This is a genomic window from Olleya sp. HaHaR_3_96, assembly GCF_019278545.1.
In the GTDB taxonomy this organism is placed as follows: Bacteria; Bacteroidota; Bacteroidia; order Flavobacteriales; family Flavobacteriaceae; genus Olleya.
In genome coordinates this window covers 3944248-3968363 of record NZ_CP058987.1, presented here as the reverse complement: position 1 = coordinate 3968363, position 24116 = coordinate 3944248, and the positions used below count along the sequence as shown (strand labels likewise).

The window sequence follows — 24116 nt, the reverse complement described above, 5'->3', positions numbered from 1 at the left end:
GTAAAATTCTAATTTTTATAAATGCTTAATAAGCATTCAATTTTAAAATTTAGTCATAATATCACAACAATAATTAGCAATAGATTATGATAGTTTAAAATGTTGTAAAACAAAAAAAAGCACTCCGGAGAGTGCTTTTTTTATAATAATCAAATTGTTTATTTTGTTTCTAAGCTAACAATTTCTATATCAAAAATTAAGTTAGCATTTGGTGGTACAGGACCACGTCCAGAAGCACCATATCCTAAATAACTTGGTACAAAAATTCTAGCTTTATCACCAATATTCATGTTTAACATAGCTTCTCTAAATCCTGGGACTAGAGTAGCAGACTCGTTATAAGGCATTGCAAATGCTTGGTAAGCTCCTTGTTTTGCTGCGTCCTCATTATATTGATTGTATTTTTTAGCATCTTCTTCTGTAGTAGAAAAGAAAAAACTTCCATCTTCAAAAAGACCTGTACAATCTATTAAAACACGATCAGAAGGTTTTGGCTTTACTCCATTTGGTTTAGCATCAAGAATCATTACTAATCCTGTTGGGTATTCTTTTACTTCCCCTTTCATCTCAGCGTTAGCTTTAATGAAGTTATTAATAGCTTCTTTAGCTTTTTCTTTAATAAGTGCTTGTTCTTTAGCTTTTAACTCATCTAGCTTTTTAGACAATAAAGGTTCTTGCTCTGTAAATACTTTAGGAGCATCAAAAGCTTTTGCAGCTTTACCCTTACGGATAATGTTAACTTTTTCTATAACCACATCTTCTACAGGTTTGTTGCTTCTTGGTGCAACAGCAACATTAGAGATTGAATCTTGTACCTCTAAACCTTCTACTAATTCTCCAAAAACAGAGTGACAACTTACACCACGTCCGTTACAGTTTTTTAGGCTACCGTCTGCATAAAAACCATCAAGATTTTGTTTTGGTACTTCTGTGATAAAAAATTGACTTCCGTTAGTATCATAACCTCCAGAGTTGGCCATAGATAATATTCCAGCTTTGTCATGACTTAAACTAGTGTCAAACTCGCTAAAAAATTTGAATCCAGCACTTCCCATTCCTGTTCCTGTTGGATCTCCACCTTGGATCATAAATTTATCCATTACTCTGTGGAATATAATACCATCATAAAACGGTTTTCCTTTTAAAGAGTCCTCTAGTTTTGGATGTGTACCTTCTGCTAATCCTACAAAGTTAGCAACCACTACAGGGACTTTGTCGTAAAATAATTTAGCGACCATTGTTCCTTTATTAGTTACAATTTCAGCATATAATCCGTCCTCTAAGGTTGGATATTTTTCTTGACAAGAATTGGTTGTCAAACTTACCATTAAGGCAATTAGTAATAGTTTCATCGTGTTAATTAATTTATTCATTGTGTTTAGGGTTTATAACTATTCTTTTTGGGTTACCGAAAGTACAGAAACTTCGCAAATTATCGGAATGTTAGTTCCAATTTTATTTTCATCTCCATAATACCCGTACGCTTTTTGTGATGGAAAAATAAATGTAGCAGTTTCACCCGCATGCATTAATTTTAAACCTTCTCGAAGTCCGGAGAACAGCTCTTGCTGGTCCATAGCGTAGTTTTGAGTTTTAAGTTCTTCTTTAGTATAAATTGTAGTTCCGTTAAGGTCTTTAATGTCATAATTAAACTTTACAAGATCTCCAAAAGCGGGTTTCGCTAAACTATCGTTGTCTATTTTTGTATTAAAATGATACCAAAATCCATTGCCAGACGTCTGATATTGATGTTCTGGTTGTGACGCTATAATGGTTTCAATAACTTTGGTTTCTTTTTGATACAAGGCTTTGTTCCTAGCGATAGAGGCGTCTATAAGCGAGCCAGAATTTACAGAAACAGGCTTTCTTGCCTCGGGGGTCTTGCAGCTTAATGCAGTAATGCACACTAATAATATTAAGGCTAAATTACGATTCATGTAATGCGGTGTTGTATTGAGGTAATATACTAATAAATTTTTCAATGGTCTGTTCTAGATTAACATCACTTTTTCCACCGGCAGCATTGGTATGACCTCCGCCATGAAAATGTGATCTAGACATTTCGTTTACAGAAAAATCACCTTTAGAGCGTAAAGATATTTTTATAATACCTTGTTGTAAGTCTTCAATAAAAATGGCAGCTAATACAACATTATTAAGGGATAATGCATAATTTACAAAGCCTTCTGTATCTCCTTTTTTATAATCAAATTGCTGAAGTTCTTTTTGAGATAATGTAATATACGCAGCTCTCGATTCTGGAACTATTTTTAAGTTGCTTAATGCACAGCCTAATAGTTGTAAGCGGTTATAGCTGTTAGTGTCATAGACTTGATTATGGATCATAGTATTATCAGCACCTTTATCTATTAAGTCGGCAATAGCTCTGTGCGTTGCACTAGTGGTAGATCTAAATCTAAAAGATCCAGTATCCGTCATTATTCCAACATAAATAGCAGTGGCTGTATTACTGTCAATATGGTCTAAACCATTTAGTTTTTTTATAAAATTATAGACCATTTCACAAGTAGAACTCATGCTAACATCACTATATGTGTATTTAGCATAGTCATCTGGCTGCTGATGGTGATCAATCATTATTTTTAAAGCAGTACTGTTATTTAAAACAGTTTCCATGTCTCCGGCACGATGAAACGCGTTAAAGTCTAGAGTGAAAATTATATCAGCTTCAGCTAATTTTTGATCACTATCTTCTTTTTGACTTTCATATTTAAGAATTAAATCCTGTCCAGGAATCCATTTTAAAAACTCAGGATAGTCATTTGGTAGCACAACAGTAGCTTGATGATTGGTTTTTGTTAAGTAATGAAACAAAGCCAAACTAGAGCCTATAGCATCTCCATCTGGGTTTTTATGGCTTACAATTACAATTTTTTTTGGCGTTGCCAATAACTGATTTATGTCTGTGTAGTCTTGATTTGTCATAGCCCACGAATATACGATTTTTTAATAATTGAATTTATTGTTTTTATTAATAAATGCCGTACTTTTGCACAAAATTAACAATCGTTTTTAGTAAGTAAAGCGGATTAATTTTTAAACAAATTAGATAACATTAAAATAAAAAAATGGCAACTAACAGAACATTTACAATGCTTAAGCCTGACTCTGTTGAAAAAGGGTACATTGGCGCAATCTTAGAAAAAATTAACGCTTCAGGTTTCAGAATCGTTGCAATGAAGTTAACACACATGACTAAGCAAGATGCAGAAGCATTTTACGCTGTGCATAGTGAAAGACCTTTTTACGGTGAGTTAGTAGAGTATATGACACGTGGTCCTATTGTAGCTGCTATTTTAGAAAAAGATAACGCAGTAGACGATTTTAGAACTTTAATTGGTGCTACTAATCCCGCTGATGCAGCTGAAGGAACTATCCGTAAGTTATATGCAGCTTCTATTGGAGAAAATGCAGTACACGGAAGTGATAGTGATGAAAATGCAGCTATTGAAGGTGCTTTCCATTTTTCTGGACGTGAAATGTTTTAAGTTTAAAACACTATAGATTTAAAAAAAATCCAGCTATTAGCTGGATTTTTTTTTGTTTTGTACATTTTGGTTGTAATAAAGGGGAGAGAGGAGGGAATACTTTCCTTGTTTTGCTGACTTTTTTTGAAGTAGAATTTTATTCAGCTAAAAAAAAGAGTTTAGTTCCAATTCAAATTATTTATAACCAGATTGTAGTTCAAACTAAAAGTGAATGTAGGCTAAGTGCTAATTGAAGTGCATGATTTCTATTAAACCAGAAACTGCAGCATAAACCTAAAAGGAGGATGATTTAATTTTGGGTGTCTTTTAAAATTAAAGCACAAAAAAAAGCCTCTCTAAATAGAAAGGCTTTAATTTTAAAGATATATGGTAGTTGTTAAAGTACTTTAACGTTAACTGCGTTTAATCCTTTTTTTCCTTCTTGTAAGTCAAATTCAACTTCGTCACCTTCGCGAACTTCGTCAATTAATCCTGAAATGTGTACAAAATGGTCTTTGTTTACACCTTCTTCTGTAATGAATCCGAAACCTTTAGCGTCATTGAAGAATTTTACTGTGCCTTTACTCATCGTAATAAGATTTAATATTGATTATTTTAATAATACAAATATGAGACCAATAAATTTAACAATGGGCTTTTATTTTATTTATTTTCAATTATTTGATTATTAGTGATATAAACAGAAAAAACCTCTCCGTTTGGAAAGGTTTTTTTTGTAATGATTTAAATAGAAAATATATAATTATACTACTTTTACATTTACTGCGTTCATACCTTTTCTTCCTTCTTGTAAGTCGAATTCTACGATATCTCCTTCACGAACTTCGTCGATTAATCCAGAAATGTGTACGAAATGGTCTGTGTCTGATCCATCTTCAGTTATAAAACCGAATCCTTTTGAATCGTTGAAAAATTTTACTGTGCCTTGTGCCATTGTAATAAAAAAATTTGTTAATAATAGTCTCAAAGATAAAATATAAAATATTAATTAAACATTATTTTTTTGAATTTTTTTATCAAAAAAACAGTGTGTTATTAGTTTAATCATCTTAAAACCAGTTTTTTAATAATGTCTTTGCCTAATTCTTCGTTTAATAAAGTTATAATTTTTTGGTTACCATAACTTAATTCTTCACGAAGAGCACTAGAGCTTAATTGCACATAAAGGATGTCTTTTTTTAGTTCGATAGCAGTCGTATAATTGTTAATGGCATTACCCATTAGTTTTGCCCAAGCGTCTCTAACATTAACTTTGTCTAGGCCTTTCTCAAGGTTGTTTTCGGTGACAAAGTTTTTTAATGCGTCCGATATATTTAATAAATTGTTGTTACGTTTTGCCATTAGTCTATTGTTATAGGTGTGTAGCGGTTATATATGTATAAATCTTTATTTTGGTTTATAACCTGTAGTTTGTCTTTACTTGCTTTTAAAATTGTTTCTTTCCAATGTGCAAAAGGTGTTTTGTAATATAAATTAAGACTGTCATTTTCTATCTTAAAAACAAATTGCTCGGAGTCTTTTGACGTTTCATAAGTTCCGTTAAAATTAGGTTTTAGTTTTTTTCTAAACCCAACAGAATCTTTATTTAGTTCAATATAATCTATGGTTTCATTAATTTTATATTGCCTTTTTGTACCATCTTTTAAAATCACTTCGCTTATTTCCCAATAGCCAGAGACATGTTGTTTAAAGTTTTCTGGATTTTGAGAACAGCTTACTATCAATATAAGTAAAATATAGGTTAGTTTTTTCATGTTATAGCTTAAATATTTCATAAGATTGGTGAACTTGTTTTACGGCATTTTCTGTACGTTCTGCATGCGTATCACTGATGAAAATTTGTCCAAAATTTTCGTCGTTAACTAATTTGATAATTTGTGCAACACGGGTTTCGTCTAATTTATCAAAAATATCATCCAAAAGCAAAATAGGATTATCCCCACTAATGGCTTTTAGACTATCAAATTGGGCTAATTTTAAAGCGATTAAATACGATTTTTGTTGCCCTTGACTCCCAAATTTTTTAATAGGGTAGTCTCCAATATTAAATTCTAAATCGTCCTTATGCACCCCAACACTAGTGTATTGTAACGCTTTATCTTTATTGATTGCTTTTCTTAACAGTTGGTCTAAGTCGTTTTCAAATAAATCACTTTTATAATTTAGGCTAACGTCTTCATTATTGTTACTAATAGCTTTATAACGCGCTTTGAATAATGGGATAAAATTGTCTAAAAATTCTTTTCTTTTTTTAAAAATCTCTGTACCATATAGCTGTAATTGCTGATTATAGACCTCAATAGTGTCATTATTATAGGTGTGGTTAGCAGCAAAATACTTTAATAACGAATTTCGTTGCGATAAAATCTTGTTGTAATTAATCAAACTTGCTAAATAGCCTTTGTCACTTTGGCTAATCACACTATCAATAAATTTACGTCTGGTATCGCTACCATCAATAATTAGATCTCTATCTCCTGGGCTAATAATTACTAAAGGTAAAAAACCAATGTGATCACTAAACTTCTCGTAAGCCTTACTATTCCGTTTGATGACTTTTTTTTGCCCCTTTTTTAAACTGACAACAATGTTTTCTTTCTTTTCCTCTTTATCGTATTCTCCACTGATAACAAAAAACTCTTCATCGTATTTAATGTTCTGTGAAGCAACCGGGTTAAAATAGCTTTTACCAAAGGATAAATGGTAAATAGCATCCAGTGCATTTGTTTTTCCAACACCATTATTACCCACAAGACAGTTAATAGTCTCGTTAAACGTAAAGGTTTTGGAGTCAAAATTTTTATAGTTTAAAAGTGATAAGGACTTTAAAATCATAGAGTTATTACTAAAATAGAGGGCTTTAAATAGGGGAGCCTTGTAAGGATGTGCAAATTATTGAAAAATATCAAATAAATAACCTTTTATTTCTGAAGAAAAATTATATTTTTGTGCGCATTAATAAAATTAATATGGCGACTTACAAGAAAAGAGGATACAAACCAAAAACAACAGTAGAAAAGGAAATTGAAGTTGAAGACAGCTCAACAACCGCTGAAGTTTTTAATACATTAGACGAATCTGCAAATAAGGCAGAAGAGTTTGTAGAGAAAAATCAGAAAAACATTTTTATTATTATTGGTGTTGTAGCAGCTTTTGCTTTAGCCTATTTAGGATACCAACAATTTATAGTTAAACCAAAACAAGGGGAAGCTATGAATGAAATGTACCAAGCACAAAAATTCTTTAACGAAGCAGTAACAGCTACTGTAGGTCAAGATTCTTTATATAACTTAGCCTTAAAAGGAGGAGAAGGTAAATTAGGATTAGTTGATATAGCAGATCAATATAGTGGTACAGCAGCAGGTAACCTTGCTAACTATTATGCAGGTATGGCTTATTTAAACACAAAAAAATACCAAGAGGCTATTGATTATCTTGACGAGTTTGAAAGTGAAGATGAGGCTTTAGCGCCTTTAGCTAAAGGTGCCATTGGAGATGCTTATGCTCAAACAAATGAAAAATCAAATGCATTAGACTATTATAAGAAAGCAGCTAACTTACGTCAAAATGAGTTTACGACGCCAACTTATTTATTTAAGGCAGGAGTAACGGCTTTAGATATGGGAGACGCTTCTGAAGCATTAGAATTATTAAATAAAATTAAAGACAACTATCCAAATTCACCTGAAGCTACTCAAGCGGAAGTATTTATTGGAAAAGCGCAAGCAATGTCTAACTAATTACATTTATGGCAACAACAAATTTATCAGCATACGATAAGACAACAATCCCAAACGGAGAGCAATTTCGGTTTGGGATTGTTGTTTCAGAATGGAACGAGGATATCACACAAGGGTTATTAGAAGGTGCTAAAAGCACACTTTTAGAGCACGGTGTAAAATTAGAGAACATTGCAATTTGGGATGTTCCTGGAAGTTATGAGCTAATTTATGGTTGTAAGAAAATGCAAAACCAAAGGGTGGATGCCGTTATCGCTATTGGAAGTGTTATTCAAGGAGAAACTAAGCATTTTGACTTTGTATGCGAAGCAGTAGCACAAGGGATAAAAGACCTTAATGTTATTGATGAAACGCCTGTTATCTTTTGCGTACTTACGGATAACAATAAGCAACAATCTATAGATCGTTCTGGCGGAAAACACGGTAATAAAGGTGTGGAAGCGGGTGTTGCAGCTCTTAAAATGGCAACATTACGTCACAACGCTTAATGTCTGTTAACAATTTTTAGCATTCATATTCTGTCGTTCTGTAGTATTTTCAGTATTTTTGAGTGATATTCACATTAAAACTACTAAGACTTGTTTAGTCAGAAGAAAAACAAAAAATTTAGCTATCAGTCTCGATTTTCTAAAGAGGAAACCGCAGCTACTAAACTTAAAGCAAGTTTAAATAGTAGTTGGGATGATACAAGGCGTAAATCCTCGAGCTCTAAAAAAGGAACTACCTTATTTTTACTGATAGGTGTGCTTGTTTTTATTGCTATTTTAATGTATTATCTAGAAACTAAAATTAAATAGAGTTGTGCTATGGGATTGCTATCTAAACGTAAAAATAAAAAGTTTGATTATACACCTCGTTTTTATAAAGGAGAAGGCAATCCGTTTGAAATAAAACACAAATTTGACGAGCATAGAACTACTGTAGGTGAAAATCCTAACTTCAAACAAAAAATTAATACTGCTTTGGACGAGTTTAAAAACAGTCCAGACAAAGCAGCAAACAGGCGTATTTTAGTAATTATAGCAGTTTTAATATTTCTATTTTTATTATTTATGGGCTTCGATTTATCCATATTCTTCCCTAACTAAACGTATGGCAGATATTATTCAATTATTACCAGATCACGTTGCTAATCAAATCGCAGCAGGAGAGGTTGTACAACGTCCAGCTTCCGTTGTAAAGGAGCTATTAGAAAATGCAATCGATGCAGATTCAACCAGTATTAAACTTATCATTAAAGATGCTGGTAAAACACTAGTTCAGGTTATAGATAATGGTAAAGGCATGACAACTACCGATGCTAGGTTAAGTTTTGAGCGTCATGCGACGTCTAAAATTAAATCTGCAGAGGATTTATTCCAATTAAATACCAAAGGGTTTAGAGGAGAAGCTTTGGCTAGTATTGCGGCTATTGCCCATGTCGAGCTTAAAACAAAACAAGCGGATGAAGATGTTGGGACAGCTATTGTTATAGAAGGTAGTGATATTAAGTCTCAAGAGGTTGTTGTCACACCAAAAGGAACGTCATTGTCAGTCAAACATTTGTTTTTCAATATTCCTGCTAGACGCAATTTTTTAAAGTCGAATACGGTAGAATTACGACATATTATTGATGAGTTTCACCGTGTAGCATTAGCACATCCTTCTATTGGATTTTCGATGTTTAGTAATGGAAGTGAGACCTTTAATTTACCACAAAGTAATTATAGACAACGTATCGTTAATATTTTTGGAAACAAGACTAACGAAAAATTAGTACCAGTTGAAGAGGCGACGGAAGTCCTTACCATTTCCGGATTTGTAGGAAAACCAGAATTTGCTAAAAAATCTAGAAACGAACAGTTCTTTTTTGTTAATAATCGTTTTATTAAGAGCGCTTATCTTAATCATGCTATTAATTCAGCATTCGAAGGTTTATTAAAAGATGGCGCCCAGCCAAGCTATTATTTAAATTTAACGGTTAATCCGCAAACTATAGATATTAATATTCATCCAACAAAAACAGAGATTAAGTTTGATGATGAGCATACATTATATGCTATTTTAAGATCGGCAGTAAAACATAGTTTAGGGCAGTTTAATATTGCACCTGTTTTAGATTTTGACCGTGATGCTAATTTAGATACACCATATAGTTACGAACAAAAGGGAATGCCTAGTGTTGAAGTGGATCGCAGTTTTAACCCCTTTAAAGAGGATACACCCAAAGTGAGAACGGTGGCAAGTACTCCGACATACAAAAAGGAGACGAGTGCTAATTGGGAGAGTTTATATGTTGGATTAGAGTCTAAAGGCACAAAAACGAATACGGATTTTAGCGAAATTCATTTTGAAAGTCAACCACAGAATGAAAGTATTTTTAAGAATGAGAATGCAGTAGAGCAGAAGCAAACAACGTATCAACTTAATAATAAATTTATAATTAGTACTATAAAATCGGGGATGTTAGTTATTGATCAACATCGTGCACATCAACGCGTATTGTATGAAGATTTTTTAAGACATATTACAATCAAAGAAGGCGTTAGTCAGCAATTACTATTTCCTTTGGAATTACATTTCTCGAATCAAGAAATTGCATTGATTAACCAATTGAAAGAAGACTTAGAATCTACTGGGTTTATATTTCAATCTATTGAAAATGAAACGGTGCAAATAACTGGTGTTCCAGTAAATGTTCCAGAAAGTGAGGTCTCTATAATTTTAGAACAGTTAATTAGTGATGTTGAAAATGAAGTGCCTGATAGTAATTTTTCAGCAACTGATTTATTAGCTAAATCTATGGCTAAAAGCTTAGCTATAAAAACAGGGCAATCATTAACCAACCAAGAACAAGAACATTTGGTAAATCGTTTGTTTGGTTGTACAGAACCTAACGTCTCACCAGCTAATAGAACCACATTTATAACAATGACTGTGGACGAGTTAGATAAAAAATTTATGTAAGTTATGATGAGAATAACAGATACAGTAAAGCATCTAATAATTTTAAATGTACTCATGTTTGTTGGTACAATGACCGTTGGAGATGGTCGTTTATTTTATGATTTATTTGCAATGCATTTTCCAGCAAGTGATGCTTTTAAGCCTTGGCAAGTGGTGACACATATGTTTATGCATGGTGGTTTTACGCATCTATTATTTAATATGTTTGCTTTGTGGATGTTTGGAGGCCCAGTGGAACAACGTTTAGGACGTAACAAGTTTTTGTTTTTGTATTTCTCAGCAGGTTTAGCAGCAGTATTGTTTCAATTAGCAGGCTATTATTGGAATTATTTGCCAGGGTATACGGAAGTACTAAATTCTGGTGTAACTGCTGATCAGTTTTCTTCAATGATGAATAGTGGTAAGGTTTTAGAAGGGCTTTCAACCGATATGATAAACAGCTTACAAAAATCTTACTTTGCATATAATAGTACTATGGTAGGTGCATCAGGGTGTATAATGGGGGTTTTAGCCGCTTTTGGTATGATGAACCCTAATGCAGAATTAATGATGCTATTTTTACCAATACCAATCAAAGCAAAATATTTTATTCCGGGGATTATACTATTAGATGTAATATCTGCGTTTACTGGACAGTCCTTTTTTAGTCCAAGTAATACGGCATATTTGGCTCACGTTGGAGGCGCACTAATGGGCTTTTTTATTATGTGGTACTGGCGTAAAACGCAATTCAATAAAAACCGTTGGGATAGATAGATGAGTCAATTAGAACAACTAAAATATAAATATGCTAGACTTAATGTCTTAGAAAAAATAATAGCAATTAATGTTGTTGTATTTTTATTTGCTATTATATTTAGACGTGTTATTCCTGGTTTTTTTACGTGGTTATACTTGCCAAGTGATATCTATGGTTTTTTATATAAACCATGGACTATTATAACTTATGGCTTTCTTCATTTTGATCCGATACATATTTTATTTAATATGTTATGGTTGTTCTTTTTAGGTCGTATGATGCTAAATTTATTTAAACCAAAAATGGCTTTGAATATCTATTTTATGGGCATTATTGCTGGAGGAGTGACGTTCTTATTTGGTTATAATGTATTACCACAAATATTTTCGGATACGGCATATTTAATTGGCGCATCGGCTGGTATTAGAGCGATACTTATCTTTTTATGTACCTATATGCCTAATAAAGAGATGCCTTTTTTTACTTTTAATTTAAAACTATGGTGGATTGGAACAGCTATTATTGCTTTTGATGTTTTAAATATTATTGGAGGTAATAATGCCGGTGGTAATTTAGCACATTTGGGTGGTGCAGCTTTAGGCTTTTTATATGCCAAGCAATTAGCTAAAGGACAAGATATAGGGGGCAGTTTTGAACGTTTTATGGATAGGGTAAGTACTTTGTTTAAGAGTAATAGTAAGCCTAAAATGAAGACTGTTTACAAAAAAAGTAAAGTAGCGGGTTATAAGAAAGATGAGTTTAATCAGTTTAATAATCAGAAAAAAATCGATATCATTTTAGATAAGATTAGTAAAAGTGGTTATGATAGTTTGTCTAAAGAAGAGAAACAGTTTTTATTTAAAGCAGGTAAATAGACTTGTCCTTTTTAAATTGTTTTTTAGTTTGTACATTACTGATAATAAATAATTTGGAAACGTTTGATAAAAAAGTAATTAAAAGATGAATACCATAACAAGTAATAGTCGTCAAATATTTGTAAAATAAAGCATGAAAAACTTAACATTTTTCGAAAAAGTAGTGTTCTTCATCAATTCTGTTGTTGCCTTTCTACTCTTGCTTTCTTATGTATTGCCTAATATTCCACCTAAAACATTTGCGACCTTATCCGTGCTAAGTTTGGGGGTGCCTTTTTTGATATTACTTAATGTTTTATTTTTTGTGTACTGGTTATTTAAAATCAAAAAACAGCTCTTATTGTCGTTAGTGGTGATATCCATTGGTTATTTTTTATTTGGTTCATTGTATAAGTTTTCTAATTGGGAAGCGGATGGTGCAGAGGGGTTGACAGTCATGAACTATAATGTCCGTTTGTTTAATTTATATGAATGGATTCCAGAAAAGGGAATTGATGAAAAGTTAGTAGATTTTGTAAAAAAGGAGCAACCACAAATTTTAAATATTCAAGAATACCACTCGCAAGACAATTTAGATTTTTCTTTTTATAAATACAAGTACATAAAATTAGAGGGTGAAAAGTCTAGAGTAGGTCAAGCGATATTTTCTCAGTTTCCTATAATTAATTCAGGTTCGGTAGAATTCCCTAATACAGCAAACAACGCTATTTTTGCTGATATAGTCAAAGGGAACGATACTATCCGCGTTTATAATTTGCACTTGCAATCGTTACGTATTGATCCTAGAGAGCAAAGTTTGACAACAGAGAACTCTGAAAAATTAATTAATGGTATTGGGGAAGCATTTAAATTACAGCAAAGTCAAACCGAACTATTTTTAAAGCATAAAAATAAAAGTCCTTATAAAGTTATTATTAGCGGCGACTTTAATAACTCTGCGTTTTCTTATGTGTATAAAACCATAAGAGGAGATATGAAAGATAGTTTTAAGCAACAAGGAAATGGATTTGGACGGACTTATAATTTTAAGTTTTTTCCATTACGTATAGATTTTTTACTTGTGGATAAATCTTGGACGGTTGATAATTTTAAAACGTATGATGTGGAGTATTCCGATCATTACCCAATCCTAACTAAAATTTCCTTTTAGTAAGACATCAAATAACAGTCGATAGTATCTGCTATAATATGGATGACTAAGCCAAGTCCTATAATTCTTGTTTTTTTAGGCACTAGCAATATTATATACACTGCTATAGCATAATAACTATGCAAGGGATGAAAGTTAATACTGCATCTGTTAGGCGAAAAGATAGGCGTGGCTAGCAAGTGATCGATATCTATTAAAAAGCCTAATAACATGATAATAAAGGCCTTTTTCCAATAGGATTTAAAACAAAGCAGTGCAACTAAAAGTGGTAGCCCAAAATGGATGCCATAATGTATCATTGGCTGTATCACTTATGGAAGTTTTTGCGTTTCTAAATAACTTACTGCATTGGTTCCTTCATTAAATAATAAATCGAGAATGCTCAGATTATTAATATAACCATGCTTTTCTCCAAAGACTTGGGTGTAAGGGGTAAGTGGAATGTTTTGTTCTTTTCTAGCATTAGATAAGTAACGATAGTCTGTTAAATCAGTTGGTGTTTTTTCGAAGATAGAAGTAAATTTAGGTGTGCTGTCTAATTGTAAACACTCTGTGATTATTTCGAAACATTTTAAGTTGTGATCAAAAATATAATCTGATTTTAATTGAAATAAGGGACGAATCTCATCTTCATAAAACTCGAAGTACGGAGATGTTTTATAAGCAGACTCTAAACTTTTCCAGTGTACTAATTGCCAGTTATCCTTTGCACTTATTTTTACATCCTTATATAGTTGACGTGCTTTATGGCTATGAATAACAGGTACGCTTAATTGTAGTTTACCATTAGCACCATAAATGTACGTCCTATTTCTGTACGTTTGTTTTTGAAAATTATCATGCTTCTCAAAAGTCACACTATCAGCTTTAGCAATAGCACAAAACTGTGCTATACTTGGAAAATATGTTGGATGTATAAGTATATTCATTTAGTAATGAAAATAGGTGACTATGCTGTTTATTTTAGGAACATTTAAAAATATAGTATTTAGCATACTTTAGTTTCGCAGTAATGCGAAATTGTATTTTAAGCGGTCTTACGTTTTCTATATTTATTATATCCAAAAATTAATCCTAAAAGCACTAAAAAGGGAATAAAGTATGACGTCAATTTTCCGTCACCTCCAACGGTGGTAAATAGTCTATTCCAACGTATTTTATTAATTCCTTTGCCATTAGTATCCCAACTCATCCATACAAATACAGGTTTTCCAACGACGTGGTCAAAGGGAACAAATCCCCACATTCTAGCATCCTGAGAGTTATGTCTGTTGTCTCCCATCATCCAGTAATAATCTTGTTTAAATGTGTAAGAGTCTACAACTTTATCGTTGATTAAAATTTGATTTCCGTTAACCTTAAGCGTATTACCTTCATAAGCAGTCAATACACGTTTGTAGATCGGTAAGGTTTCTAAATTTAATGCGATTGTTTTTCCAGCTTGCGGAATATAAATCGGTCCAAAAAAGTCTCTGTTCCAAGTGTAACCTGGTGCATTTGGGAAAATATTTTCTGTTGTACTAGAGGATAAATCTTTAGTAACGCTTAAAACATCTGGATCACTTTTCATTATTGATGCTAAATCTTCTGTAAGATTAACATACAAGGCTGTTTCTGCCATATCTAATTTTAATAAATCAAAAGACTTTTGATCTAAATTAGCAAGAAAATTAACTTCTAAAGAATCTTTTTTTGTTATAGAAACGTCAATTTTTTTTACTTTTAAATAGTTTTGAAACTCTGCTTTGTTAAAATTTGAAGTACTTGTTTTAAAGACGTAACGTTCTTGTTTTTCTGTAATCTTATATTTTTGATATATCGATTCAGGAGTAACGTCACTTAATATTACTTTATAAAAAAACTGAAGTTTTGCTCTGTCCGGAAGTTGATTTTTAACACCATCGATATAAACGTACCCATCTTTTATAGATAAAGTATCACCAGGTAGACCAACACAACGTTTGACATAGTTTGTTTTTTTATCAATGGGTTTGTGACGTACTTCTCCATAAGGATTATTAATAACCACTAAAGTATCTACCGGCCAGTTAAATACAACAATATCATTTCGTTTTATACTTTGAAAAGCGGGAAGTCTAAATTTTGGTAATTGTGGGAATTTTAAATAGGAAGGTGTCGTAGTGCCGGGAAGCGCATCGTGTATCATCGGAAGGGCAACTGTCGTTTGAGGTGCTCTTGCACCATAATGTACTTTACTAACTAATAAAAAATCGCCAACTAACAATGTTTTTTCTAATGAAGAGGTTGGTATAACAAATGGCTGTATAAAATACGTATGGACGATAGTCGCAGCAACAACTGCAAATAAAATAGAACTTACCCAATCTCCTAATTCTGTTCTTGGTTGTAAGTCTCTACTCTTTATATGATTTATATCGGTTGCGACATAGTTTAAATAAAAGCTATAAAAACCTAAAGTAAATATGGCTAGAAAAGTATCGATAGCAGAGTTTCTACCGTAACTTCTAGCAATCTCAACCCAAACAACAGGTAATAAAATAAGATTTACAATAGGTAAAAACAATAGAATAGTCCACCACCAAGGCCTATTTATAACTTTCATTAATATTACAGCATTGTATACGGGTACAAAAGCTTCCCATGCTTGTCGGTCTGCTTTTTTATATAATTTCCACGTGGCTAATCCATGTAAAACTTGAATAACTAAGAAAAAGATAATCCACTGTGTAATGTCCATATTTGTAATAATTATTGTCTAATAAAAATTTGATAAGTGCAAATGTTGTTAAAATTATTAAAGTTACCCAATATTTAACACATCTTTCATAGTAAATACTCCTGTTTTTCCTACTAACCATTCTGCTGCGATGACAGCTCCTAACGCAAAACCTTCTCTGTTATGTGCTTCGTGCTCGATTGTAATTGTGTCAATAGGACTTGTGTAGCGTATAACATGTGTTCCAGGAACTTCGGGAATACGTTTAGCTATAATAGGAATACTATTGTCTGGAGCAGTATCTAATTGCCAAGCTTGATACTTTGTATTATTTTTGATAATACCTTCTGCCAATGTAATTGCCGTACCACTTGGTGCGTCTAACTTTTGGGTGTGATGTATTTCTTCAATATCAAGCTTATAGTCATTAAGCTTAGCCATCATTTTGGCTAAAGTTTCGTTGAGTTCAAAAAAGATATTGACGCCTAAGCTAAAATTGGAGGCATATATAAAAGCACCCTTTTGTTTTTCGCAAAGCGAAACAATGTCATCGTATTTATCTAACCAACCTGTAGTACCTGAAATTACAGGAACTTGATTATTGAGACAGTTGCTAATATTATTAAAAGCTGCTGCTGGAACGCTAAAATCTATAGCGACGTCTGCCTCTTTTATATTGTAGTTTGTGTCTCGTGATGTTTTAATTACTATAGTGTGTCCACGTTGTAAAGCAATAGTCTCTATTGCTTTACCCATTTTACCATAGCCTAGTAAAGCGATTTTCATGCGTGTTTTAAAATTGGAAATTTAAAGATAGTCCAAGACGTCCTTTATTATCAAATTCTTCAATTTTATAATGTGGTCTTAAACTTAAGTCGTCATTGATGTTATACTGTAGTAAATGTGCGTCCACGTTAGCGTCAAGAATATTTAAAGCATAAAACCCAACTGTAACTAACAAGGACAACTCTTTGTTTCTTCTATAATTTGTTTGCGCTTCACGAAGTCCATCATCTGTTAACCGACCTTGGAACTCGTCATCAGTATAACCCGCTAAACGCCTTTTGTAGGCATCTCTGACACGATTGTATTGCTTGTTGTTATCCATATAAACATAAATACCACCGCCTATAAAAGCGTAAACAATTGGTATTTTCCAGTATTTACCATTGTAAGCTTGTCCTAAACCTGGCAGAATAGCCGAGTAAAATGCCGCTTTTGATGGCGCTAATGGATCATAGGGTCTTGTTTTTTTTAAAACGTCTGTGTCTATAATAACTGGTTTATCAGCTTTCTTTTTTTTCTTTTGTTTTAAAACTTTAGGAAGCTCTTCAGATTGTTCAGTACTATCTGCTGATGTTGTAGTAGACTCGTCTTGAGCAAAAGATAGTGCACAAAATAAACAAAAGAGTAAACAAATAAAATAGGACTTATTGACCACCTTCTACTAGTTTTTTTATACGGTTAAAATCTTCTTCAGAATGAAAAGGAATAGTGATTTTACCTTTACCATTACTAGCTACTTTAACGTCGATTTTATGTCCAAAGTATTCTGAAAAAGCACTAACGCCTTTTTTAACATATATTGGCAATTCTTCAGTTTGCTTTTCTTTTTTAACAGGCACTACAACTTCTTTGGTCGTGTTGTAGTTACGAACTAAAGTTTCGGTATCTCTAACTGATAATTTTTCCGTTAAAATAGTCTCGTAAATTTCTAATTGTATATTTTGATCTTCAATAGTAATAATAGCACGACCGTGACCCATGGATAAAAATCCATCACGCATCCCTGTTTGGATGATTGGATCTAATTTTAATAAACGTAAATAGTTAGCAATAGTACTACGTTTTTTTCCAACACGCTCGCTCATTTGTTCTTGCGTTAATTGAATTTCGTCAATTAAACGTTGGTATGACATTGCAATTTCTATTGGGTCTAAATCTTGACGTTGGATATTTTCCACCAAAGCCATTTCAAGACTTTCTTGGTCATTTGCAATCCTGATGTAGGCAGGAATTGTTTTTAATCCGATTGATTTTGAAGCACGAAAACGACGTTCTCCAGATACTAATTGGTAATCTTCAAAACCTAATTTTCTTACTGTAATTGGTTGTATAACACCTAATTCTTTAATAGAAGATGCTAATTCACGCAGTGTTTCTTCATTAAAATTAGTACGTGGTTGAAATGGGTTCATTTCAATCGAATCTAAATCCAATTCGACTATATTACCTATTACTTTGTCTGCATTTTTATCTTTTGCAGATTGGATATCATTTTCCGGATCTTTCAATAATGCTGAAAGTCCGCGTCCTAAAGCCTGTTTTTTTACTGCCTTCGCCATAAATTAGGAGTTTTTTGTAATAATTTCTTTCGCTAAACTTAAATAATTGCTCGCACCTTTACTAGAGGCATCATAATTTATAATGCTTTCTCCGTAACTTGGCGCTTCACTAAGTTTTACGTTACGTTGTATAATGGTTGAAAAAACCATATCATTAAAGTGTTTTTGAACTTCTTCAACAACTTGATTAGATAAGCGTAAACGCGAATCGTACATCGTTAACAATAAACCTTCAATATCTAAATCCGGATTGTGTATTTTTTGGACACTTTTTACTGTGTTTAATAATTTACCAAGGCCTTCTAGTGCAAAATATTCACATTGAATTGGTATAATTACCGCATCTGCAGCAGTTAAAGCGTTAAGGGTTAATAAGCCTAAAGACGGCGCACAATCTATTAATATATAATCGTAATCGTCTTTAATGTCTTGTAATGCCTTTTTAAGCATATACTCACGTTCCTCTTTATCAACAAGTTCTATCTCAATCGCTACTAAATCGATATGCGAAGGGATAATGTCTAGATTAGGCGTATCTGTTTTTAAAACAGCCTGTCTGGCGCTATTGGTATGCTCAAGTAATTGGTAGGTCCCTATTTCTACAGACTCTACATCTATACCTAAACCAGAGGTTGCATTAGCTTGTGGGTCAGCATCAATTAAAAGTACTTTTTTTTCTAAAACACCTAGTGAAGCTGCTAAGTTAACAGAGGTTGTTGTTTTACCAACACCACCTTTTTGATTGGCAATTGCTATTATTTTACCCATTAATTTAATTTGATTTTATTGAAAATTTAGCTTTTAACTACAGCTAAAAGTCCACCGTAAAAATACAATTATTTATGAGTAAATAAAATGATAGTTGTTAACATTAGATGAAATGGAAGTGGATTCAAATATCGTGCTGATTTCTAGTAGTGATTTAAGCCTTTAACTTAGTGTGTTGGCTATAGGTTGTTCTCAAGTTAATATCAGTTGACAACATTTTTATTTTTTTTATAGTAGCCAATGTTAGTTTTTTGAGTAGAATAACAATAAAGTCGTTTTAGTATAATACATCGGAATGTGCAGGGTAAGTCTTTACATGGTGTACATTCCGATTGGTATTGTCTTTTAATTCTATTTTTTTAAAATTCTTTTGACGACTTGTTTATTGTCCATGTCGATTTTTAAAAAGTAAACACCACTTGGCAGGTCTTTCATGTCAAACGGTACTATCCTTTTGTTATTTATGGTGCTAGAATAAACAGTTGCCCCTAATAGATTGACAATTGATAAGTTAGTTATAGTGCTAGTTTCTGTAGTATTTAATGCTATAGTGATTACAGATGATGTAGGGTTAGGATACACTTTAAAAGGTGATTTCTCCGCTTCTAGGTCGATGGTGCTTAGTGTGTTTTCGTCATATTCAAAAGCACCAACGTCAGGTGCTGTTCCTTTATATGCTTTGCTTAGTAGTTGACCAGCGGTCCATGTCAATGGGGTGTTTAATGTCAATGTATTAGTCGTGTAATTTACATTGGTAATACTAGCGCTTACGGTTTGGCCTTGTAATTGGACAGTGTCTCCATAATAAGCAGTGATACCAAAACCATCGGTAAAATAAGTCGCATCTGCTACGACCATTGTCGTTCCACTCCCTGCGGTAGGTGTGTTAGTTAAAAATCCACCAGCATTAATCATTGGGCTGCCTTGTGATAAATGAAAATCGTAAGCTAAAGCATCTACAAAATCAGGATTTGCTTGAAGATTATTTAAAAATAATTGAGGATGATTGGTTTCCCACCATGTTAATGATTCTGGATCAGGATTGGATAAAGAATTGCGAATTCCGTATGCAATTGTATATAATTCATCAATTTGAGAATTGAATATATTATTGTTGTCTAATACAACATCTGTTGTTCGTCCTGTAAAAATTTGGACGGGTTTAGTGTCAAGAGCATCATACCATGACCAACGTAAATCACGTTGGATAAATTGATTTTTATATAAGATATTATTTTTTATTTCTTGGTCATAAAAGGTATGACTGGTTGACCCAGAGATGTCTATTCCACCAAATTCATTATTATAGAAATCATTATTGTAAATTCTATTTCCATAATTGAAAGTCGCTTCATCAGAATATAAAGTTAACGATATTGGAGGGCCTTGACATTCGTAAAAAATATTATTTCTAATAATACCATTTTGACCCGCATATTGAATACCAGAATAGGGAGAGGCATTAACAGGAGAGGTTGTAAATGCAAAAATATTTTGTTCAATTACATTGTGCTTGGTATCATCAAGTGATGTGATTTTTAAATAAGGAGAGTCTCCATGACCTACATTGTCACAATCATAAACTTCGCCTATTTTTTGTAAATCATTATGGAAATAATTTTCTCGAATTACGTTATAATTACTGCACTTAACGGTCCATAATACGTGTGCTGCATTAGTTATTGTATTTGTATCAATTAAGTTATAGTTAGATTGAATCAACGCTATATTATCTTGAGTTGAATTATCAATGATATTGTTTGTGATCCTATTGTGATCGGATTCTTGAAAAAATAAACCTGTTTTAGAACTACCGCCACCATCAACTGCATCTTTAAATGTGTTATTTTTTATGATAAGGTGGTTTGCTCCAAGTGCATTTAGCCAACGTCTAACATTTTCTATTTTTAAACCATCAATAGTAATATAATCGACTTCATAAAGCAAAACAGCAGGAGAAAGTGTGACTCCAGTAATCAGTACATCTTCGTTATCAAAGTTTTTATACACTATTCTGTTCAATGCCGTACCAGAATGCAATGGTGCTAATTGGGTAGAGAAAACACCTTCACGAATAATGACTGTGTCTCCCGGAGCAGCGACTGCTGCGGCACCAGCTAATGTATTAAAGGCATCACCATCCGTACCCGAACAATTTCGATTAAGAATAGAGTAGTCACCTGAGCAATTTGAAGATAATTGATTGTCTACATAAATAGTGTTTTGAGCAAAAGACTGAATACTAGTTAGTAAGAGTCCGATGTAGAGTATTGTGTTAAGTTTTTTGTTGAAAATTGTAATTGTGTTTTTCATTCGTTTTAGTCGATTAAATGAGTTTATTTATCGCTGAACGAAATTAATCGAAAAAAATGACAATTTAGAACTTTTGCTAATCTGTGTAATGAGAATAATGATTTTAATAATTCAATTGTTAAAAATGGTGTAAATACTCTAATTAATCTTCCGTAGTTGTATGATCAGTTATTCCATTTAAATGCACCTCGTTAAAATAATTTGAGAAGTCATAATAGTCTAATAGAGCTATTAGAACTTCTCCAAATTGTAAAGTGCAATTGTTTCTAAAGTAAACTCCTGATACTTTATTATCAATAGTGATGTTTCCAGTTAACGTAGAGATTTTTACTATAACAGAAATAGAATCGTTTTTGTATAAATCAAAAATTAAATTATAATGGTATAATAGAGCGCTTTTTCCATTATAAGATTTTGGGTTTAGTAGATTAGTAATCAGTAAGTCTTTGTCTTTGTTAGATAGGGTAACACTCCCTAATTCTTTTTCATATTCTTTTTCATATTCTTTTTCTTCACTACTAGCGGTAGACATTTCCTTAGTCTGTATGTCCCAAATAGAAAATTGAATACTATCTATGTTTTTTGTAAATAATTTAGTGCTAGTGGTTTCATTCTGTGAATAGGATAGAGATGTATTGAGTAATATAAATAAAATAAGAGTTTGTTTCATAATAGTGCTCTTGCATTGTAATGATAAAAGAAGGAGCTAGTCAGTTTTTAGAATCTTAGTTTTTTTCTTTATTGAAGTGTGCTGTATTTTTTTGTAAATGACAATTTGTATTCAGTATCTTCATGTCCCCATAACTAATTTGGTTAAAACAAACTATTATAACTTTCTTAATTCGACCCTTCTGTTTTTTGCTTTTCCTTTTTCGGTAGAGTTGTCTTCTATCGGCTTACTTTGGCCAAAACCTTCACTTTTTAGTCTAGATTCCTCAATACCTTCATCTGTTAGTGACATAAGAACAGATTTAGCTCTGTTTTTAGACAAGATCATATTTGATTTTTCGTTTCCAGTACTATCAGTATGACCTTCTATGCTAATTTTTAAAGCTGTATTTGCTTTCATCATTTTTACTATTTCGCTGATAATATCATAAGAATCTGCTTTAATTCTTGATTTACCAGTATCAAAATTAATATGTAGGGTAGCATAGCCTGTATTGTTAATTTCATCTAAAATGTCATCTGCTGTAATTTTTTTTATACTTTGTTTAAAGTCGGTGTATTCTATAACTCCTATAGTTTTTGATTCTGAAGAGATTTGAAAGCCTATTTTTTTATTGGCTGTTTTAAGTACATACATGCTAATAGGATTATTAACGACATCTCCAGCATAATATTCGTGCATATGTTTATATATATCATTAGGGTTTTCTCCCCATTTTTGTGTTAATTCTGATGGGATTTGATTTTCAAAAATTAATTTAGCTCCGATTGATTTTAGATATTCTGAAATGCTTTTATCAAATAAATAGTTTTCCCATTTTTTATCGCCATCCATTATGATATGCATTCTTTCCACTTTTCCTTCAAGAACAAAAAAATGAAGCCCATCGAACAGTTCTAGTTTATCGAACTCATATGATTGCGATTGATTTTTATCGATAAGCATACCCTTAGGCGGTGTGATGTAAGGGTAGACTCCAATATCCGCTGTTGTTTCAGAAATGGCATCCCATGAAAATTCATTTGTTATTTTTTTCTTAGTTATTTCTTGGACTTGCGGATCTTCATTAACTATGGAGGTCTCTTTTTGTTCAGGAATTTCTGCTACTTTTTTATCCTTGCAAGACAGTAACGTCATTAGTGTTAACAGACTTATTAATTGTATTTTTTTCATCATTCTGTAATTTTCTATAGTTATACTAAAAATTTTAGATGTAAAATAGTTGTTATTCAAAGGTTTACTTTTGCAAGATACAAATTGTTGTTTTTTATTTTAATTAAAAATTATTATTTGTGTTTATACCCATATTTAGATATTCTAATTTGTTTTATTCGATTTGAAATTCATCCCAAAGGTATAGCAATGCTTTTTCGATAACTTTGTCCATTGAAGCATTAATATCTGCTTCTGTGTTTTTTATATAAACATCAGGAACGTGTCCAATTCCGTCTAAACTTTGACCGTTAGGTAATAGGACTTTTTGTATTGAATATCTATAATGCCATGCATTAGGTAAAAAGCGCATATTGCTAACGGTCGAAAAATCGCCTGCTGTTGTATCTCCTATTTGTATAGTGTGTTCAAAAGCTTTCATATGCGATAAAAAGATTTCTCCTGCGCTTATTGTGGCCCGATCTGTTAAAATAATTACAGGTTTTAAGTAAGGCATGTCTTGATTTAAGTGTGTATATTCTATGGTCTTCTCATCAAAATCATCATGATGTAATCCATTTCTGGTTTCCACGGTATAAATAAAATGTTTGCCGTCTGAAAAGGCTTTAGCAATTCTTGCAGAGTAACGATCGTCACCGCCAGTATTTTGTCTGATATCAAAAATCAATGCATCATAGTCTTTTAATTCTTGTATTATATTGTCAATTATACCAGGATTTTCTCCATCCATTGTGCCTAAATAGATGTATCCAATATTTTTGTTTTTAATTTTGCCGTAGGCTAGATTATCTTCGGATGGTACTCTAGTCACGAAATCTAAATAGTTTGTCACTATAAGTCGTTCGCTGATTTCATTTCCAGACTGATCATTTAAGGTCGCGCCAGAACGATAACTATGTCCATTACCATCAAACAAGGAGGTGTGACTATCATCTAAATGTTCTATCATATTGGATAGAATGTCCCAAAGCGCTTCGTCCGATAGGTCATCATTTATTTGTGGTTTATAAACATCATATAGGTTATTCCAATCTATATTTCTGACATTAAATAACGCATAATGCTCATCAAAATCTTTCCAAAAAATTTCAAAATTATTAGTTTGAGAGTCGGTTTCATCGTTATCAAGAACTAATTTATTACACGATGAGAATAAAATGATAACGATTATAAATAGTAGATTTTTCATA

General features: G+C 32.3%; 27 protein-coding genes. 8 read left to right on the top strand and 19 right to left on the bottom strand.

Going from position 1 to position 24116, the window contains the following annotated elements; genetic code table 11:
* Positions 1–158 precede the first annotated feature (158 nt).
* From H0I26_RS17530 to H0I26_RS17520, 3 genes are read right to left on the bottom strand one after another with little or no spacing between them, the layout of a single operon-like run.
* Positions 159–1373 (bottom strand): peptidylprolyl isomerase, encoded by a 1215-nt coding sequence (locus H0I26_RS17530; RefSeq protein WP_256935187.1) that lies wholly within the window; start codon positions 1371–1373, stop codon positions 159–161.
* Positions 1374–1391: 18 nt separating this feature from the next.
* A complete protein-coding gene (gene gldI, locus H0I26_RS17525) occupies positions 1392–1937 on the bottom strand; it encodes a gliding motility-associated peptidyl-prolyl isomerase GldI (protein ID WP_101019897.1) in 546 nt (181 codons plus the stop codon).
* A complete protein-coding gene (locus H0I26_RS17520) occupies positions 1927–2946 on the bottom strand; it encodes a DHH family phosphoesterase (protein ID WP_218700194.1) in 1020 nt (339 codons plus the stop codon). Before H0I26_RS17520 ends, gldI begins: the two co-directional genes overlap by 11 nt.
* Before the next feature lie 143 nt (positions 2947–3089).
* On the opposite strand from H0I26_RS17520, the gene H0I26_RS17515 reads away from it, so the two are divergent.
* Positions 3090–3509: a nucleoside-diphosphate kinase gene (locus tag H0I26_RS17515; protein ID WP_101019891.1), complete on the top strand. Its 420-nt coding sequence runs from the start codon at positions 3090–3092 to the stop codon at positions 3507–3509.
* A gap of 376 nt (positions 3510–3885) precedes the next feature.
* Here H0I26_RS17515 and H0I26_RS17510 read toward each other — a convergent pair whose 3' ends face one another.
* From H0I26_RS17510 to recF, 5 genes are all read right to left on the bottom strand, one after another.
* Positions 3886–4077, bottom strand: coding sequence for a cold-shock protein (locus tag H0I26_RS17510; RefSeq protein WP_101019888.1), 192 nt, complete (start codon positions 4075–4077; stop codon positions 3886–3888).
* 174 nt (positions 4078–4251) lie between these two features.
* On the bottom strand, positions 4252–4443 hold the full coding sequence (locus tag H0I26_RS17505) for a cold-shock protein (RefSeq protein WP_101019886.1): 192 nt from the start codon (positions 4441–4443) through the stop codon (positions 4252–4254).
* A 110-nt stretch (positions 4444–4553) separates the two neighbouring features.
* Positions 4554–4850 (bottom strand): DUF721 domain-containing protein, encoded by a 297-nt coding sequence (locus H0I26_RS17500; RefSeq protein WP_101019883.1) that lies wholly within the window; start codon positions 4848–4850, stop codon positions 4554–4556.
* Positions 4850–5263 carry a lipocalin family protein gene (locus tag H0I26_RS17495; protein ID WP_218700193.1) on the bottom strand — a complete coding sequence of 138 codons (414 nt, stop codon included), beginning with the start codon at positions 5261–5263 and terminating at the stop codon, positions 4850–4852. Before H0I26_RS17495 ends, H0I26_RS17500 begins: the two co-directional genes overlap by 1 nt.
* Position 5264: 1 nt before the next feature.
* Positions 5265–6344 carry a DNA replication/repair protein RecF gene (gene recF, locus H0I26_RS17490; RefSeq protein ID WP_218700192.1) on the bottom strand — a complete coding sequence of 360 codons (1080 nt, stop codon included), beginning with the start codon at positions 6342–6344 and terminating at the stop codon, positions 5265–5267.
* Between the two features lie 134 nt (positions 6345–6478).
* On the opposite strand from recF, the gene H0I26_RS17485 reads away from it, so the two are divergent.
* From H0I26_RS17485 to H0I26_RS17455, 7 genes are all read left to right on the top strand, one after another.
* Positions 6479–7249 (top strand): tetratricopeptide repeat protein, encoded by a 771-nt coding sequence (locus H0I26_RS17485; protein WP_101019879.1) that lies wholly within the window; start codon positions 6479–6481, stop codon positions 7247–7249.
* A gap of 8 nt (positions 7250–7257) precedes the next feature.
* The gene (gene ribH, locus H0I26_RS17480; protein ID WP_101019877.1) at positions 7258–7737 is read left to right on the top strand and encodes a 6,7-dimethyl-8-ribityllumazine synthase; all 480 of its coding nucleotides are present in this window, start codon (positions 7258–7260) and stop codon (positions 7735–7737) included.
* A 318-nt stretch (positions 7738–8055) separates the two neighbouring features.
* Complete coding sequence (locus tag H0I26_RS17475) at positions 8056–8337, top strand: riboflavin synthase subunit beta (RefSeq protein WP_101019871.1); 282 nt, start codon at positions 8056–8058, stop codon at positions 8335–8337.
* Between the two features lie 4 nt (positions 8338–8341).
* Positions 8342–10195 (top strand): DNA mismatch repair endonuclease MutL, encoded by a 1854-nt coding sequence (gene mutL / locus H0I26_RS17470; RefSeq protein WP_101019869.1) that lies wholly within the window; start codon positions 8342–8344, stop codon positions 10193–10195.
* 3 nt (positions 10196–10198) lie between these two features.
* On the top strand, positions 10199–10951 hold the full coding sequence (locus H0I26_RS17465; RefSeq protein WP_218700191.1) for a rhomboid family intramembrane serine protease: 753 nt from the start codon (positions 10199–10201) through the stop codon (positions 10949–10951).
* Positions 10952–11809 carry a rhomboid family intramembrane serine protease gene (locus tag H0I26_RS17460; protein WP_218700190.1) on the top strand — a complete coding sequence of 286 codons (858 nt, stop codon included), beginning with the start codon at positions 10952–10954 and terminating at the stop codon, positions 11807–11809.
* A 133-nt stretch (positions 11810–11942) separates the two neighbouring features.
* Complete coding sequence (locus tag H0I26_RS17455; RefSeq protein ID WP_218700189.1) at positions 11943–12959, top strand: endonuclease/exonuclease/phosphatase family protein; 1017 nt, start codon at positions 11943–11945, stop codon at positions 12957–12959.
* Here H0I26_RS17455 and H0I26_RS17450 read toward each other — a convergent pair.
* The 11 genes from H0I26_RS17450 to H0I26_RS17400 form a co-directional block, all read right to left on the bottom strand.
* Positions 12956–13270, bottom strand: a complete 315-nt coding sequence (locus H0I26_RS17450) for a DUF6122 family protein (protein WP_218700188.1) — start codon at positions 13268–13270, stop codon at positions 12956–12958. The genes H0I26_RS17455 and H0I26_RS17450 overlap by 4 nt on opposite strands.
* The gene (locus H0I26_RS17445) at positions 13271–13888 is read right to left on the bottom strand and encodes a WbqC family protein (RefSeq protein WP_218700187.1); all 618 of its coding nucleotides are present in this window, start codon (positions 13886–13888) and stop codon (positions 13271–13273) included.
* A gap of 98 nt (positions 13889–13986) precedes the next feature.
* The gene (lepB, locus tag H0I26_RS17440; RefSeq protein ID WP_218700186.1) at positions 13987–15678 is read right to left on the bottom strand and encodes a signal peptidase I; all 1692 of its coding nucleotides are present in this window, start codon (positions 15676–15678) and stop codon (positions 13987–13989) included.
* A 63-nt stretch (positions 15679–15741) separates the two neighbouring features.
* Positions 15742–16443, bottom strand: a complete 702-nt coding sequence (gene dapB / locus H0I26_RS17435) for a 4-hydroxy-tetrahydrodipicolinate reductase (protein WP_218700185.1) — start codon at positions 16441–16443, stop codon at positions 15742–15744.
* Between the two features lie 7 nt (positions 16444–16450).
* The gene (locus H0I26_RS17430; RefSeq protein WP_218700184.1) at positions 16451–17098 is read right to left on the bottom strand and encodes a DUF5683 domain-containing protein; all 648 of its coding nucleotides are present in this window, start codon (positions 17096–17098) and stop codon (positions 16451–16453) included.
* A complete protein-coding gene (locus H0I26_RS17425; protein WP_101019847.1) occupies positions 17088–18002 on the bottom strand; it encodes a ParB/RepB/Spo0J family partition protein in 915 nt (304 codons plus the stop codon). The genes H0I26_RS17430 and H0I26_RS17425 overlap by 11 nt, the downstream gene beginning before the upstream one ends.
* Before the next feature lie 3 nt (positions 18003–18005).
* Positions 18006–18770, bottom strand: coding sequence for a ParA family protein (locus H0I26_RS17420; RefSeq protein WP_101019845.1), 765 nt, complete (start codon positions 18768–18770; stop codon positions 18006–18008).
* Between the two features lie 351 nt (positions 18771–19121).
* Positions 19122–21083 carry a right-handed parallel beta-helix repeat-containing protein gene (locus H0I26_RS17415; RefSeq protein WP_218700183.1) on the bottom strand — a complete coding sequence of 654 codons (1962 nt, stop codon included), beginning with the start codon at positions 21081–21083 and terminating at the stop codon, positions 19122–19124.
* 142 nt (positions 21084–21225) lie between these two features.
* Positions 21226–21753 (bottom strand): hypothetical protein, encoded by a 528-nt coding sequence (locus H0I26_RS17410; protein ID WP_218700182.1) that lies wholly within the window; start codon positions 21751–21753, stop codon positions 21226–21228.
* A gap of 156 nt (positions 21754–21909) precedes the next feature.
* Positions 21910–22929, bottom strand: coding sequence for an OmpA family protein (locus H0I26_RS17405; protein WP_256935186.1), 1020 nt, complete (start codon positions 22927–22929; stop codon positions 21910–21912).
* 151 nt (positions 22930–23080) lie between these two features.
* Positions 23081–24115, bottom strand: a complete 1035-nt coding sequence (locus H0I26_RS17400) for a S41 family peptidase (RefSeq protein WP_218700181.1) — start codon at positions 24113–24115, stop codon at positions 23081–23083.
* Position 24116: the final 1 nt, after the last annotated feature.

Coding starts and splice junctions, on each gene's coding strand:
- H0I26_RS17405 (WP_256935186.1), bottom strand. CDS start 22,929: ATGATGAAAAAAATACAATTAATAAGTCTGTTAACACTAATGACGTTA.
- H0I26_RS17460 (WP_218700190.1), top strand. CDS start 10,952: ATGAGTCAATTAGAACAACTAAAATATAAATATGCTAGACTTAATGTC.
- recF (WP_218700192.1), bottom strand. CDS start 6,344: ATGATTTTAAAGTCCTTATCACTTTTAAACTATAAAAATTTTGACTCC.
- gldI (WP_101019897.1), bottom strand. CDS start 1,937: ATGAATCGTAATTTAGCCTTAATATTATTAGTGTGCATTACTGCATTA.
- H0I26_RS17410 (WP_218700182.1), bottom strand. CDS start 21,753: ATGAAACAAACTCTTATTTTATTTATATTACTCAATACATCTCTATCC.
- H0I26_RS17515 (WP_101019891.1), top strand. CDS start 3,090: ATGGCAACTAACAGAACATTTACAATGCTTAAGCCTGACTCTGTTGAA.
- H0I26_RS17465 (WP_218700191.1), top strand. CDS start 10,199: ATGATGAGAATAACAGATACAGTAAAGCATCTAATAATTTTAAATGTA.
- H0I26_RS17505 (WP_101019886.1), bottom strand. CDS start 4,443: ATGGCACAAGGCACAGTAAAATTTTTCAACGATTCAAAAGGATTCGGT.
- H0I26_RS17415 (WP_218700183.1), bottom strand. CDS start 21,083: ATGAAAAACACAATTACAATTTTCAACAAAAAACTTAACACAATACTC.
- lepB (WP_218700186.1), bottom strand. CDS start 15,678: ATGGACATTACACAGTGGATTATCTTTTTCTTAGTTATTCAAGTTTTA.
- H0I26_RS17445 (WP_218700187.1), bottom strand. CDS start 13,888: ATGAATATACTTATACATCCAACATATTTTCCAAGTATAGCACAGTTT.
- H0I26_RS17400 (WP_218700181.1), bottom strand. CDS start 24,115: ATGAAAAATCTACTATTTATAATCGTTATCATTTTATTCTCATCGTGT.
- dapB (WP_218700185.1), bottom strand. CDS start 16,443: ATGAAAATCGCTTTACTAGGCTATGGTAAAATGGGTAAAGCAATAGAG.
- H0I26_RS17495 (WP_218700193.1), bottom strand. CDS start 5,263: ATGAAAAAACTAACCTATATTTTACTTATATTGATAGTAAGCTGTTCT.
- mutL (WP_101019869.1), top strand. CDS start 8,342: ATGGCAGATATTATTCAATTATTACCAGATCACGTTGCTAATCAAATC.
- H0I26_RS17425 (WP_101019847.1), bottom strand. CDS start 18,002: ATGGCGAAGGCAGTAAAAAAACAGGCTTTAGGACGCGGACTTTCAGCA.
- H0I26_RS17420 (WP_101019845.1), bottom strand. CDS start 18,770: ATGGGTAAAATAATAGCAATTGCCAATCAAAAAGGTGGTGTTGGTAAA.
- H0I26_RS17485 (WP_101019879.1), top strand. CDS start 6,479: ATGGCGACTTACAAGAAAAGAGGATACAAACCAAAAACAACAGTAGAA.
- H0I26_RS17530 (WP_256935187.1), bottom strand. CDS start 1,373: ATGAATAAATTAATTAACACGATGAAACTATTACTAATTGCCTTAATG.
- H0I26_RS17455 (WP_218700189.1), top strand. CDS start 11,943: ATGAAAAACTTAACATTTTTCGAAAAAGTAGTGTTCTTCATCAATTCT.
- H0I26_RS17510 (WP_101019888.1), bottom strand. CDS start 4,077: ATGAGTAAAGGCACAGTAAAATTCTTCAATGACGCTAAAGGTTTCGGA.
- H0I26_RS17475 (WP_101019871.1), top strand. CDS start 8,056: ATGGGATTGCTATCTAAACGTAAAAATAAAAAGTTTGATTATACACCT.
- H0I26_RS17520 (WP_218700194.1), bottom strand. CDS start 2,946: ATGACAAATCAAGACTACACAGACATAAATCAGTTATTGGCAACGCCA.
- H0I26_RS17500 (WP_101019883.1), bottom strand. CDS start 4,850: ATGGCAAAACGTAACAACAATTTATTAAATATATCGGACGCATTAAAA.
- ribH (WP_101019877.1), top strand. CDS start 7,258: ATGGCAACAACAAATTTATCAGCATACGATAAGACAACAATCCCAAAC.